Annotated in this window: 1 protein-coding gene and 1 pseudogene; both read right to left on the reverse strand. The window is 67.2% G+C overall.

Annotated elements, in window-relative coordinates; all coding sequences use genetic code 11:
- Nucleotides 1-45 precede the first annotated feature (45 nt).
- Nucleotides 46-1,329 carry a glycosyltransferase gene (locus BW992_RS18940; protein WP_072431537.1) on the reverse strand — a complete coding sequence of 428 codons (1,284 nt, stop codon included), beginning with the start codon at nucleotides 1,327-1,329 and terminating at the stop codon, nucleotides 46-48.
- 309 nt (nucleotides 1,330-1,638) lie between these two features.
- A pseudogene (locus tag BW992_RS18945) lies at nucleotides 1,639-15,108 on the reverse strand (amino acid adenylation domain-containing protein); the annotation flags it as partial.
- Nucleotides 15,109-15,154: the final 46 nt, after the last annotated feature.

Raw genomic sequence — 15,154 nt, forward strand, 5'->3', positions numbered from 1 at the left:
TGTCGGTGGCGGGTTCTTCCCTGCGTACGCTGTGCCTGGGTGGGCTTATGCGACCTGGTAGCGTTTCGGCGCGGTGCCGTGCGTGGCCCGGCGGGCGAGGGCTTCGACTTGCTGCGCCGCCGCTTCACAGGCGCTGTCGCCACTGGCGATCAGCGCGCGATAGCGATCACAGCTGGCGCGCACGTCGGGGCTGTTCAAGACCTTGTCCAGCGCCGCGGCCAGCGATTCGGCGGAGGCGGGCGGGAATACCCGCAAACCGCAACCCAGTCGCTCCATCCGCGCGGCGTTGTCGAACTGGTCGTGGGCGAACGGCGTGGCGATCTGCGGCACGCCAGCCGCCATGGCCAGCGCCGTGGTCCCGACGCCTCCGTGATGCACCAGGGCCGCACTCTGGGGCAGGATGCGACTCATCGGTACATAGCGCCGCACCAGGATCCGGCCTTGGGCGGACACCGCCGGGTCGACTGGCTGGCTGGTGAGGAATACGCCGCGCCGATTCACTTGCTTCAGGGCCTGGACCGCCGCAGTGAAATACTGCTCGCTGTTGACCATGGTCGAGCCCGGGGTGAACACCACCGGATTGTCCTCGTCCAGGAAGTCTTGCAGTTCGGCGTCCATCTGCTGGAAGCCCGACTCATCGAACAGCGGAAAGCCGGTCAGCACCGTCTGCGCGGGCCAGTCATGCTGCACCGGGGCGAACCACTGCGGGAACAGCCCCAGTACCCGATCCGGCGAGGAAATCCATTGGCTGATGATGCGTTTGACCGCAGGCAATCCCAGCTCCTGACGGAAACTGTTGAGTTGCGGCGCCATGACCCGATCCAGGAACGCTCGTTCGATGAGGCCCAGCAGCAGGCGCTTCATCCGATAAGGCACGAAGCCTGGCAGGTTGGTGCCTGGTGGATGGGTCGAAGGCGCCGCGGCGGACCAGAAGCCGAATGGCGAGACCTGGGCGGTGACCAGGGGAATGCCGTGCTTCTCATGCAGCAGACGCGCCGAAAACGCCCACAAGGAACCCAGCATGACGGTTTCGTCGTCGCAGGCCTGTTCCAGCAGTCGATACTGTTCACGCAGGGTGCTGGCGATGGTTTTCCAGAGCGTCGGCAACGAAGTCCGCGGGTGCCAGAGGGCCGGGTCGGCCATGACTTCGTCATATTCTTCACGGGTGCCCAAGGGCAGGAACTCGAAGCCGCAGCGTTCTATCAATGGGGCGAACGCGGCGCTGGCGCAAAACGTGATCCGATGCCCGCGCGCCGCAAGGGTGCGACCGATGCCGACAAAAGGATGGACGTCACCGGCTGAGCCGACGGCCGTAATGATCACATGCATAAGGCTCCCTCCAGAGTGATCGTGGGTTACGCAACGGATGAGCGTTCGTGGACTCCAGCCACTAAAACGATTCAGCCTTGGTGGTTATTAAGCATGGCCCGGCGGGAAAAGTCTGTGGCGGAAAACCGGGACAGTTGCCAGGCCATGGAACCTCGTGACGGCGGGCCGACCTTCGAAAGTGTCGAGCCAGACACCTTGCAGCTGTCTGGGCCATTGCCGTCGCAGGCAAACCCGCGCGGCGATGGCCCGGTCATCGTCGAGACTGACCGGGCCATCGCCCTGCAGGCTGGACCACGCCCACGGGGTGGGTCATGACGCCATGGCAGTCCTCAGCTCCCGGGAAATCGCCTCGCCCAGCCCGGTGACATGGGGAGCCTTGACCACGGTGTTGTGAGTGCCGGGAAGGGCCGTGACGCTCACCCGATCCTGGAGCAGTGCGCGCCAGCCCAGGGTCGGATCGCTGCGTTGCTGGTCACTGGCTGTGAACAACGACACCTTGAGCGGGCTCGGCAGGCTGACATAGGCACCGATGGCCTGCCGTGTCGCATAGGCCACCGCCAGGTGCGTGCGCAACAGGCCGGCATCGATGTCGTGAGGCAGCTCCTCGGGCAACAGGCGATTGGCTGTGCACAGCGCCAGCATCGCCTCGATGGCGCAGTTCTCGGCCAGCGCCGTCAGTTGCCGGGACAGGTCGGGGTCGATCTGCTCGGGCAGCCAGGCCATCAGGAACTGAGCCTCGCTCACCGCCGGCGCCGGGACCGGATCAGGGCGTGCCGATGCGTCGATGATGCCGAGGAACTCCAGGGCTTCACCACCGGCCTGGAGCTGGCGTGCCATTTCATAGGCGATCAGCCCACCGGCCGACCAACCGGCGATCCGGTACGGCCCTTGCGGCTGGACCTGGCGGATGGCGGCCAGGTAGCGCGTGGCCATGGCGCCGACATCCGACAGCGGCGCCTCCCCCGCCACCAGGCCGCTGGCGGCCAGGCCGTAGACCGGCATCTGGGGATCGAGTGCCGACGCCAGGTCCCGCGCATACTGGACCTCACCGCCCAACGGATGCACCAGGAACAATGGCCGCTGGGAGCCGGTCCGCCGGATCGGCACCAGATTGCCGTGGGCGCCCGGTCGTGCCTGGCCGTCGAGTGTCCTGGCGAAACCGGCGATGGTCGGCTCGACGAACAGGTCACGCACCGCGATGGGTTTGCCCAGCACCTTGCGCAGCCGCGAAGCCATCTGCACCGCCATCAACGAAATGCCGCCAAGGCTGAAGAAATCGTCATGCCGGCTGACCTGTTCCAGCTTGAACAGGTCCTGCCAGAGCGCCGCGATGGCGATCTCGGTATCGCCTTGCGGCGCCTCGTAGGGCAGGGCCTGGACCGGGCTGTCCGCGAGGCTTTCCGGCTGCTGCGTGGCGCTGGCCGAGCGCACCAGCATCGGGAGGTTGTCCAGCAACTGGCCGAGGGACTGGCGGGGATCGGCGACCAGCTGTTCCAGGACCGTGGCGAACAGTCCGGCGATGTTCTGCACGGTGACACGGTCGAACAGGTCGTTGGCGTACTGCAGGCTGCCACCGATGCGCTCGCCGTTGTCGATCAACGACAGGGACAGGTCGAACTGAGTGGTGTTGTGTGGGCTTTCCAGGGTCTGCACGTCCAGCCCTGGCAGTTGCAGCGGTGACGGCGGCGTGTTGTCCAGGCTCAGCATCACCTGGAACAACGGGCTGTGACTCATGCTGCGGGTTGGTTGCAGGGCGCTGACCACCTGTTCGAAAGGCAGGTCCTGATGACTGTAGGCCGCCAGTGTCTGCTGCTTGATGCGTTCCAACAGGTTTTCGACACGGCTGTCGCGCCCGGTGTCGACCCGCAATGCCAGGGTATTGGCAAAAAAACCGATCAGTGCCTCCAGCTCGGGGCGTTGGCGATTGGCGACAGGGGTGCCGACCACCACATCGTGCTGGCCGCTCAGGTGGCTCATCAGCACTGCCCAACCGCCCAGCAGCACCATGAACAACGTGGTGCCCCGGGCCTGGCTGAACGCGCGCAACTGCGCACTGAGTGCCGGTGTGAACGCGCACTCGACGATACCGCCGGCATAGCTCTGGATCGCCGGGCGCGGGCGATCCAACGGCAGGTTCAACAGCGCGGGCGCGCCCTCCAGGTGTTGTCGCCAGAAATCGATCTGCGCCTGCAGCGCCGGGCCTTCCAGGGACTTGCGCTGCCAGGCGGCGTAATCCACGTATTGCAGCGCCAGGGGCGGCAGCGGGTCTTTGTGCCCCTGACTGAAGGCGCTGTAGAGCGCGCTCACTTCACGGGCCAGTACACTGTTGGACCAGCCGTCGGACACGATGTGGTGCAAGGTCATGAACAACACATGCTCTTCATCCGCCAATTGCACCAGATGGCCGCGCATCAATGGTCCCCGGTTCAGGTCGAACAGTTGCGTCGCATTCACCTGGCCGAGGCGTTCCAGCGTGGCGCTGCGTTCGTCGGCCGGCAGCGAGCGCAGGTCTTGTTGCTCCAGTTGGAAGCGGTAATCGGCTGGAGCGATCTTCTGTACCGGTTCGCCATCCACCAGTTCGAAACGGGTGCGCAGGGTTTCATGGCGCGCCACCAGGCGGTCCAGGGTGGCCTGCAGGGCGGACTTGTCCAGCGGCCCTTTCAGGCGCAAGGCCAGCGGCAGGTGATAGGCGGCGCCCGCCGCGTGATCCAGATGATCGAGGAACCACAGGCGTTGCTGGGAGAACGACAGCGGCAGGCGTCCCGAGCGATTGGCCAGGGGAATCGATGCCGATTCGCTGGACGACGCGGCGTTGACCAGCGCGGCAAGGCCGCGCACGGTCGGTGCTTCGAACAGCTCGCGCAGGCTGATCCGCGCACCCAGCTTGCGGCGCAGCCGCGAAAGCAATTGCACGGCCAGCAGGGAGTGGCCGCCCAGTTCGAGGAAGCCGTCGTGGCGGCCGACCTGATCCAGGTGCAGCAAGCCTTTCCAGATCTCGGCAATGGCGATTTCGGTTTCGCCCTGGGGCGCTTCGTAGGCCTGGCTGGCCAGGGCCTCGGCACCCGGTGCGGGCAGGGCCCGGCGATCGAGCTTGCCGTTGGCGGTCAGGGGCAGGGCGTCCAGGTGCACGAAGGCGCTGGGCACCATGTACTCGGGCAGACTGTCCAGCAGGGCGCTGCGCAGTTGCTCGACCGGAACCGGCTCGCCGCAGACGTAGGCCACCAGGCGTTTGTTGTCGGTATCGCCCTGGCTGTCTTCCCGAGCGATCACCACGGCTTCGCGGATGCCGGGGCAGGCCAGCAGGGCGCTTTCGATCTCGCCCAGTTCGATGCGAAAACCCCGGATCTTCACCTGGAAGTCGTTGCGGCCCAGGTATTCCAGTGTGCCGTCGGCCAGCCAGCGACCCAGGTCGCCGGTCTTGTACAGGCGCGCATCCGGCTGGTCGCTGAACGGGTCGGCGATGAAGCGCTCGGCGCTCAGTTCCGGCCGGTTCAGGTAACCCCTGGCCACGCCGATGCCGCCGATATGGATTTCCCCGGCCACCCCCAACGGCGTCGGTTCGCCCCGGGCATCGAGGACATGGACCTGCACATTGGCAAACGGCCGGCCGATGCTCGGACGGTCGCCCAGGTCGCGGATCAGGTCGAGGGTGGCGTCCACCGTGCACTCGGTGGGGCCGTACATGTTGTAGAAGCGGATGTTTCGGCAGTTGCGCAGTTTCTCCCAGGTGGCGCTGTTGATCGCCTCGCCGCCGAGCAGCACGCTCACCGGCTGGTAACGCTGGCGCTCCAGCAGGCCGGCGGCCAGCAGGGTGTCGAGCTGGGACGGGGTGGAGTCGAAGGCGTGGACCTGGTGCTGTTCGAGGAAGTCCAGCAGCTCGTGGCCGCTGGCGCGGATCAGTTGCGGGATGATCACCAGGCGATGGCCGCAGAACAGCTGGGCGATGCCCTTGATCGACATGTCGAAGAAGAAGCCGGCATTCAAGGCCACGGTGGCCGGGGCCGGGCAATGCTGGTGGGTGGTGCGGCGCATCACCTGCCAGAAGTTGAACACCGAGCGGTGCTCGACCATCACGCCCTTGGACTGGCCGGTGGAGCCGGAGGTGTAGATCACGTAGGCCAGGTGTTGCGGGGTCAGGCCGGCGATCCGCGGGTTCACGTCGAACGCCACATCGTGGGCGGCATGCAGCGAGGCGTCAGTGTCCAGTAGCAGGCATGGCAGGTCCCCGGTGGGCAGCGACAGCGCCGACTGGGTCAGCACCGCCAGTGGCTGGCTGTCCTGGAGCATGAAGGCCATGCGGTCGGCGGGGTGGGCCGGGTCGATGGGCACATAGGCCGCGCCGGCCTTGAGCACGCCCAGCAGGCCGACGATCATGTCCAGACTGCGCTCGGCGCAGATGGCGACCCGTTGATCGGGCTGCACGCCGAGGGCGAGCAGCTGGCGGGCCAGGTGGTTGGCGCGGCGGTTGAGCTGGCGGTAGGTCAGCTGGCGGTCTTCGCAGACCAGGGCCACGGCGTCGGGGGCGAGCCGGACCTGGGTTTCGAACAGGGTATGGATCGGCTGGGCCGGCCCGAAGTCGGTGGCGGTGCGGTTGAAGTCGCGCAACAGCAACTGGCGCTCGTCGTCGGGCAGCACGTCCAGGCTGCTGGCGAGGCGCTCGGGGGTTTGCTCCAGGGCCTGCACCAGGGCGGCGACGGCCTGGGCCAGGTAGGCGGCGATGCGGTGCGGGTCGATTCCGGTGATGGACTGGGCGGTCAGGGAGAACCCATTGCCCACGTTGGCCACGGCGATTTCGATGGGGTAGTTGGTACGGGTTTCCGAAGCAATGAAGTGCATGCCTTCCTGCTCGCCCATGTCCTCGACGTTTTCCCCGGAGGCGTTCACCAGGTCGCCATGCCGGCAGTTGAGGATCACCGTGAACAGTGGCAGCGAGGCGTCCACCGCACTGCATCGCTGGGCCAGGGCCAGGGATGCCTGCTCGTGGGTCAGCAGTTCACTGAGCTGCTGGTAGGCGTCACGGACGATGTCGCTGACGGTGTGCTGCTGCAAGCGAATGCGCATGGGCAAGGTGTTGATGAACATGCCCAGGGCGTGGTCGGCCCCGGCGGTGCCTTGGGAGCGACCCGAGAGCACGGTGCCGAAGATCCCGTCGTCGCGGCCGCTGGTGGCAGCCACCACCAGGCCCCAGGCAGCGTGGAACAGCACCGAAGTCGGCACCCCTTGCTGGCGCGCGGTGCGATGCACACGGGCACTGAGTTCATCGCCCAGAGGGCGGACCGCACGCTTGATCCCGGCGCCGTTGCCTCGTACATCCAGCACGCCGTAAGGCGCGGTGGTGGAGTCGACATCGGCCAGCAGGCGACGGAAGTAGGCCTCGTGTTCGGCCTGGGACACGCTGGCCGCCTGGGCGATGAAGTTACGGTACGGCTGGGACGGCGGCAGGCTGTCGGCCTGGCCGGCCAGCACCGCCTGGATCTCCAGCATGATCAGGCGCAAGGTCACGTTGTCGCTGACCAGGTGATGGTCGAGCAGCGCCAGCAGCCACTGGTCACCCGGTTCATCGTGGATGATGTAGGCCGCGATCAGCGGCGCCCGCTGCAGGTCGAGTCGCAGGTGATGGGTGTCCGTATGGTCGCGCAGGACCTGCAGGGCGTCTTCGCCGGGGGCGCACTCCAGGGCCACCACCGGCAGCCGGGCCTGGCGATGCACCACCTGCACCGGTTGCGGCAGGCCCTGCCAGCGCAAGGCGGTGCGCAGGATATCGTGGCGGTCGATCACCACCTGCACGGCGGCGAGGAAATTGTCGAGCAACTGGCGCCGAGCGAAGGTCACCACGGTGCGCATCAGGTAGGCATCGCCTTCGGACTGCAACAGATGGTGGAACAGGATGCCTTCCTGCAACGAGGACAAGGGGTAGATGTCCTGGACATTGCCGGCGCCGCCGGGAACGTCGGCGACGATCTGCTCGATTTCCCCCTGGCTGAGGGTGACCAGGGGCAGCATCTGCGGTTCGATGGCGGTGCAGCCGGCGGGGATCAGGTTCTCCGGCACGGCCCGTCGCGCATTGTCGCCACCGGCCAGGACGGCTGCCATGGCCTTGAGGGTCGGGGCGGAAAATACCGTGCGCACGTCCAGTTGCAGGCCGGCCTGGCGCAGGCGCTCGATCAGGCTGATGACCAGGAACGAATGCCCACCCAGTTCGAAAAAATGATCGTGGCGGCCCACCCGTTCGACCCCCAGCAGTTCCTGCCAGGCACTTGCCAGGGTGTTTTCGACCGGCCCCAGCGGGGCTTCGTAATGCTGGCTGGCGGTGGCGGATGCATCCGGCGCCGGCAGGGCATTGCGGTCCAGCTTGCCGTTGGTGGTCAGCGGCCAGGCCGTCAGGGTCACGAACGCGCTGGGCAGCATGTGTTCGGCCAGCACGCTCGCCAGTTGGCTGCGCAAGGCGGACGACTCCGGGACGACCCCGTCATGGGCGATCAGGTAGGCCACCAGGCGCTTGTCGCCGGGCTGGTCTTCGCGCACGGTGACCAGGGCTTCGCGGACTTCGGCACAGGCCAACAGCTGGGCCTGGATTTCTCCCAGTTCGATGCGGAAACCGCGGATCTTGATCTGTGAGTCGTTGCGGCCCACATAGACCACGCCGCCGTCGGCCCGGTAGCGGGCGATATCGCCGGTGCGATACAGCCGCGCGCCGGGCTCGCTGGCGAATGGGTCGGCGATGAACCGCTGGGCATTGAGCTCGTCGCGGTTGAGGTAATGCCGGGCCACGCCGGCGCCGCCGATGTAGATCTCGCCATCGACGCCCACCGGGGCCGGTTGTCCATAGTCGTCGAGAATGCGCAGGCACAGGTCGGGCAATGGCGGGCCGATCAGGCTGGGAGCGCCGGCGTCGATTTCATCCTGGCTGACGGGGTAGTAAGTGGCGTGCACGGTGATCTCGGTGATCCCGTACATGTTCACCAGGCGGGTCCGGGTCAGCGCCGTGCGAGCGGTCCACGGCCGCAGGCTGCGGAAGTCCAGAGCCTCGCCACCGAAAATCACTTCCCGCAGGCTGTGCTCCCGGTCGCTGCGTTCCCGGGCTTCGATGAACTGGCGGAAGGCGCTCGGCGTCTGGTTCAGGACGCTGACCTGGTGCTGGCACACCAGCGCGTAGAAATCATCGGGGGAGCGGGCGATCTCGCTCGGCACGACCACCAGCTTGCCGCCGTAGCTCAGGGCGCCCCAGATTTCCCAGACCGAGAAGTCGAAGGCAAAGGAATGGAACAGCGTCCACACGTCGTCGCTGCCGAAGCTGAACAGCTCGGCGGTGGCGTCGAACAGCCGGGCGACATTGCCATGCTCCACCAGCACCCCCTTGGGCAGCCCGGTGGAACCGGAGGTGTAGATCACGTAGGCCAGGTGCCGGGACGTCAGGCCTAGGTCGTCGGCCAGCGGGTTCACATCCAGCGAATCGTCCGCCAGGTCGGCGGCCGGGACGTAGTCGTCCAGGCTCACCCATGGCACTCGGTGCGCGGGCAGGGCGTCCAGGCAATCCGGCTGCGCCAGCAAGGCCACCGGGGCACTGTCGTCCAGCAGATAGGCCAGGCGCTCGGCGGGATAGGCCGGGTCCAGCGGCACGTACGCCGCGCCGGCCTTGAGCACGGCCAGCACCGCGCAGACCATCTCCACGCCGCGCCGGGCCAGGATCGCTACCCGGTCGTCAGGGCGTACCCCTTGGGCGAGCAGTTGCCGGGCGATGCGGTTGGCCCGGCGATTGAGCGCCTGATAGCTGAGTTCCTGCTCGCCGAAGACCAGGGCGATGTCCCGGGGCTGGGCGCTGGCGAACGCTTCGAAGCGTTGGTGAACCAGCAGGCCGGGGGCAAAGACAGCCTTGGGCGGCAGTACCGCCGGCGAAGCCTGGCGCTGTGCCGGGCTGAGCAATGGTAAACCGAGCACGGGTTGCTCGACGTCTTCGACCATGGCCGCCAGCAGGATCTGGAAGTGCTGGGCGAACCGCTCCACGGTGCCGCGATCGAACAGGTCGCTGGCGTACTCGATCACACCGGCCAGCGTACCGCCGTCGTTGCCCAGGGTCAGCATCAGGTCGAACTGCGATGTTTCATGGGCCTGGGCCACGGGCATCAGGGTCAGGCCGGGCAGGCTCAGCTCGGTGCCGCCCGGGGTGTTGTCCAGGGACAGCGCGACCTGGCACAGCGGGTTGTGGCTCAGCGAGCGTGGCGGCTGCACGGCTTCGATGACCTGCTCGAACGGAATGTCCTGGTGCTCGTGGGCGGCCAGCGTCGTCTGTCTGATCTGCGCCAGCAGCTGGGTCACGCTGGGGTTCTGCGTCAGGTCCACCCGCAGGGCCAGGGTGTTGACGAAGAAGCCGATCAGTTGTTCGGTTTCGGTACGGCCGCGGTTGGCCGTCGGCACGCCGATGACCACGTCCCGCTCGTTGCCCAGCCTGGCCATGAGCACCGACCAGGCACTGAGCAGCGCCATGAACAGCGTGACGTCGTGGGCCTGGCAGAAATGCTCCAGCCGCTGGCGCAATGCCGCCGGGATCTGCACCGGCACATCGCCGCCCCGGTAGCTTTGCGTCGCCGGGCGTGGGCGGTCGGTGGGCAACGACAGCAGCGCCGGCGCCCCCGCCAGGTGGTCGCGCCAGAAGTCGGCCTGCCGGGCGAGGCGTTCGCCGCTGAGGGCCCGGTGTTGCCAGGCGGCGTAGTCGGCGTACTGGATCGGCAGCGCCGGCAGGGGATCGGGCTGTTGCTGGCTGAACGCCCGGTAGAGGGCGGCCAGTTCCCTGACCAGGATACCCACCGACCAGCCGTCGGAGATGATGTGGTGCTGGGTGATCAGCAGGATGTGTTCGTCATCGGCCAAACGCAGCAGGCGCCCACGGATCAGCGGTCCCTGGCTGAGGTCGAACGGCGCCAGGGCCTCGCTGTTGCCGATGCGCGACGCACTGAGGCTGGCCTGCTCGTACGGCAGCGCGCTCAGGTCCTGTTCGGCCAGCGCGAAGCCGCAGTCGGCCGGGGCGATGATCTGCACCGGCTGTTCGCCATGGCGTTCGAAGGTAGTGCGCAGGCTTTCGTGGCGCGCCACCAGGCGGTCCAGGGCAGCCTTGAGCGCGACCCGGTCCAGGTGACCGCGCAGCAGCAGGGCCGCAGGCATGTGATACGCGCTGCCGGCCCCGGCGTCGAGTTGGTCGAGGAACCACAGGCGTTGCTGGGCGAACGACAGCGCCAGCGGTGCGTTGCGGTCGGCCGGTTCGAGGGGCTCGATGGCGCTGCTTTGCAGGTTGCCCACCACCCGCGCCAGTTCTGCCACGGTGGGATGGCTGAACAGTTCGCGCAACATCAGCTCGCCGCCCAGCTGTTGGCGCACCCGAGCCACCAGTTGCGCCGCCAGCAGGGAATGCCCGCCGAGTTCGAAGAAACTGTCGCTGCGGCCGACGCGCTCCAGGCCCAGCAGCTCCTGGAAAATCTGTGCCAGGGCCTTTTCAGTGGCCCCCTCGGGGGCGACGTAGCCGCGATCGGACATGGCGTCCAGGTCCGGTGCCGGCAAGGCATCCTGGTCCAGTTTGCCGTTGGCGGTGAGCGGGTAGGCGTGCAGGCTGACGAAGGCCGTCGGGATCATGTAGTCGGGCAGGGTGGCCCCCAGCTGCTTGCGCAGGGCGGCCACTTCCAGCACCGCCCCGGGACGGGGGATCAGATAGGCGATCAGGCGTTTGCCCTGGCTGGCGTCTTCACGCGCCAGCACCCGGGCTTCGCGCACGCCGTCGCAGGCCAGCAGCTTGGCTTCGATCTCGCCCAGTTCGATGCGGAAACCGCGGATTTTCACCTGGGCGTCCATCCGGCCCAGATGCACGATCTCACCGTTGTCCAGCAGTTTGCCCAGGTCCCCGGAGCGGTACAGCCGCTCGCCGGGACGGAACGGATCGGCAATGAAGCGTTCGGCGGTCAGTGCCGGACGGTTCAGGTAGCCCCGGCCCACGCCCAGCCCGCCGACACAGATTTCCCCGGCCACTCCCAGCGGCAGCAAGCGCTGACGGGCGTCGAGCACATAGGCCACGGTGGTGGGGATCGGCCGGCCGACGTTGGAAATGCCGGCGGCGATGTCCGCCGCGCCGATGGCCTTGTAGGTCACGTGGACGCAAGTCTCGGTGATGCCATACATGTTCACCAGGGCCACGTGGCCGAAGGCGCGGTGGAAGGCGTCGAGCTTGCCCAGCTCCAGGCTCTCGCCACCGAAGATCACATAGCGCAGCCGTTCCAGGCGCACGTGCGCGGCTGCCAGCGCCGCGGCGCTGAGCTGATGGAACGCCGAAGGCGTCTGGTTCAGGACGCTGACCTGTTCGCTTTCGAGGAAGCCCAGCAACGCTTGGGGATCACGGCGCAGGGCGTCGGGTACCAGGGTCAGGCGCGCACCGAAGAGCAGCGCGCCGAAGATTTCCCAGACCGAGAAGTCGAAGGCGTTGGAGTGGAACAGCGACCAGACGTCGTCGGCGCTGAACTGGAAGTCCGGGCGATTGGTGTGCAGCAGGCGCACCACATTGCGGTGTTCGAGCAGCGCGCCCTTGGGCTCGCCAGTGGAGCCCGAGGTATAGATCACATAGCAGAGGTGGTCCGGGGCATTGACACAAGGCGGGTTGGCGCTGCTGGCGCCGTTGTCCGGGTTGGCTTCGAAGGCCTCGATGCCCAATGCCTGCAACGTCGGCGCCATGTCCGGGCGAGCGATGGCCTTGCGCGTGCCGCTGTCGCGCAGCACATAGGCGATGCGATCCTGGGGCGAGGCCGGGTCGATGGGTACATAGGCACCGCCGGCCTTGAGCACTGCCAGGGTGGCGACGATCATCTGCACCGAGCGATCCAGCGCGATGGCCACCGGTTCCTGCGGTTGCACGCCCGCGGCGCGCAAGTGGTGGGCGAGGCGGTTGGCCTGCTCGTTGAGCTGGCGATAGCTCAGGCGTTCCTGGCCCAGGTTGACGGCGATGCGCTCCGGGTGCTGGCGCGCCTGGTCCTCGAAAATCTGCTGCAGGGTCAGGGTGTCGGGCCAGGCCGCTTCGCTGTCGTTGAAGTCGATGATCTGCCGCTGCCGCTCGGTGGCGTCCAGCAGGTTGACGTCATCGATGCACTGCCCGGCGTCCTCGACGAAGGCTTGCAGCAGGCGCACGTAGTGACGCATCAGTTGTTCGATGAAGCCGGCGTCGAAGAACTGCGCGTTGTACACCAGATGCCCGGACCACTGCTGCTCGCCGGCCGAAATCAGCAGGTGCAGGTCGTTCTTGCCATAGCCCAGGTTGGTTTCCAGGGTATTGACCGCCAGGCCGGCGACCAGGGCACCGGTATCGGTGCTGCGCTGGAAATTGAAGAGCACATCGAACAACGCGGTGCGGCTCATGTCCTTGGCCGGGTTGAGGGCCAGCACCAATTGGTCGAACTGCATGTGGCGATGGCGCAGGCCCTGGTTCAGGTTGTCGGCGGTCTGCTCCCAGAGTTCCTGCAAGGTGGTATCGCTGGCGCAGAGACCGCGCATCACCAGCAGGTTGTCCAGCGGCCCGACCACATCGCGCAAGGCCGGTTCTCGGCAAGCGGCCGTGGTGCCGACCACCAGTTCGTCGTGTCCGGCGTAGCGTCGCAGCAGGGCGGTGAAGGCGCTCAGGGCCAGGCTGTCGGCGCTGACGCCGGTTTCCCGGGCCAAGGCTTCGAGGCGACGTGCCAAGGCCGCTTCGATGGTGAAGTCATGGGTCGCCTCGGCGAACACATGCACGGCCATCCGCGGACGATTCAACGGCAGTTCCAGGGCCTGCAGCTTGCCCCGCAGTTGATAGGCCCAGTAGGCCCGCAGGTTCTCCGTGAGCGCCGCCGGCAACTGCCGCTGCCAGGCGGCGAAGTCGCCGTAGGTCAGGGACAGGGGCGGCAGTTCGGCGCTGCGTCCGGCGCAGGCGGCTTCATAGAGAGCCAGCAGGTCGCGCTTGAGCAGTTGCATGGAGGTACGGTCGGCCAGCAGGTGGTGCACGGCGATCGCCAGGACGGCGTTGTGTTCGTCCCCTTGTACCAGGCAGGCACGTACCAGGCTGCCACCGTTCATGGTCAATGGCCGGCGGGTCTCGGCCAGGGCCAGGGTCGCCAGGTTGTCCGGCTGGCCCTGGATCACTTCCAGGGGCTGGCTCGCCGGCCCGTCGAAGCATTGCCAGGCGCTGGCGCCATCGTCACTCGACACCCGGCAGCGCAGGATCGCATGGCGGGCGAGCAACCCGTCGAGGGCGGTTTGCAAGGCCGGCTGGTGCAACTCGCCGGCCAGTTCCAGCAGCAGGGGAATGTTGTGATAGACCGGGTTGGCTTCGTACAGGTAACCGTTCTCGAAGGTGTCGACGAACCAGAGCCGTTCCTGGTGATAGGACAAGGGCATTCGCTGTGGCATGGGCGCCTGGGCGACGACATCGGGCAGGGCCAGCGCCGGATCCAGCTGCAACGCACCGATACGGGTGTCCGGGGCTTCGGTGAAACAGCGCAGCAGGCGTTCGAAACGGTTGGCCAGGCGTTCGACGGTGCTGGCATCGAACAGCGCGGTGGAATACGACAGGCTGCAGGACAGGCTCGGGCCGCCCTCGTCGATGTGCAAGGACAGGTCGTGCTGGGTGTTGTCCTTGCGTGACGGCAGGAACTCCAGGTCCACCCCCGGCAGGTGCAACTGGCCGCCGGCGCCCCCTGCGTTGGTGTAGAGCATGGTCTGGAACACCGGGCTGTGGCTGGCACTGCGCGGCGGCTTGAGGGCTTCGACCACCAGCTCGAACGGTGTGTCCTGGCGGCTGGAGGCGTCCAGCATCGTCTGCTTGACCTGCTGCAGCACCTGGTCGAGGGTCGGGTTGGCTTCCAGGCGGATGCGCAAGGCCAGGGTATTGACGAAGAAGCCGATCAGCGATTGCACATCCTGGCGGTCGCGGTTGGCGGCAACGGTGCCGATCACCAGGTCCTGCTGGCCGCTGATGCGCGCCAACAGGACTGCCCAGGCCGCCATCAGGGTCATGAATGGCGTCGCGGCGCGCGACTGGGCGAACTGCACGATGGCGCTGGACAGCGAGACCGGCAGGTCGAAACCCAGGGTTTCGCCACGGTAGCTCTGCACCGCCGGGCGCGGCCGATCGGTGGGGAGCGAGAGCAGGGCCGGGGCGCCGGCCAGCTGGGCGCGCCAGAACTCCACCTGCTGGTCGAGACGCTCGCCCTCCAGGTGTTGGCGTTGCCAGGCGGCGTAGTCGGCGTATTGCAGGTCCAGGGGCGGTAGCGGATCGGCCTGTCCAGCGCTGAACGCGCCATAGAGCGCGGCGAATTCCTTGACCAGGATGCCGATGGACCAACCGTCGGAAATGATGTGGTGCTGGGTGATCAGCAACCGGTGCTCAGCGTCGCCCAGGCGCAGCAGGCTGCCACGGATCAGCGGTCCATGCAGCAGGTCGAACGGTTGCGCCGCTTCGTCTTCGGCCAGGCGTTGTGCCTCGCGTCCGGCTTCGTCCGCGGGCAGGTGGCTGAGGTCATGTTCGGCCAGGGCGAAGCCGCAATCGGCCGGGGCGATGACCTGCACCGGCTGTTCGCCGTCGCGACGAAAGGTGGTGCGCAGGCTTTCATGCCGCGCCACGAGACGGTCGAGGGCGGCCTTGAGGGCGGTCCGGTCGAGAGCGCCGCGCAGGACCAGCACGGCGGGTATGTGGTAGGCGGCGCTGGCCGTCGGGTCCAGTTGGTCGAGGAACCAGAGCCGCTGCTGGGCGAAAGACAGCGCCAGGGGAGCGTCGCGATCCGCGCCGGGAATGGCTTCATGAGCCGTTTCGATGACCCGTGTG

Origin of the sequence: Pseudomonas sp. 7SR1 (assembly GCF_900156465.1) — a bacterium.
GTDB lineage: Bacteria > Pseudomonadota > Gammaproteobacteria > Pseudomonadales > Pseudomonadaceae > Aquipseudomonas.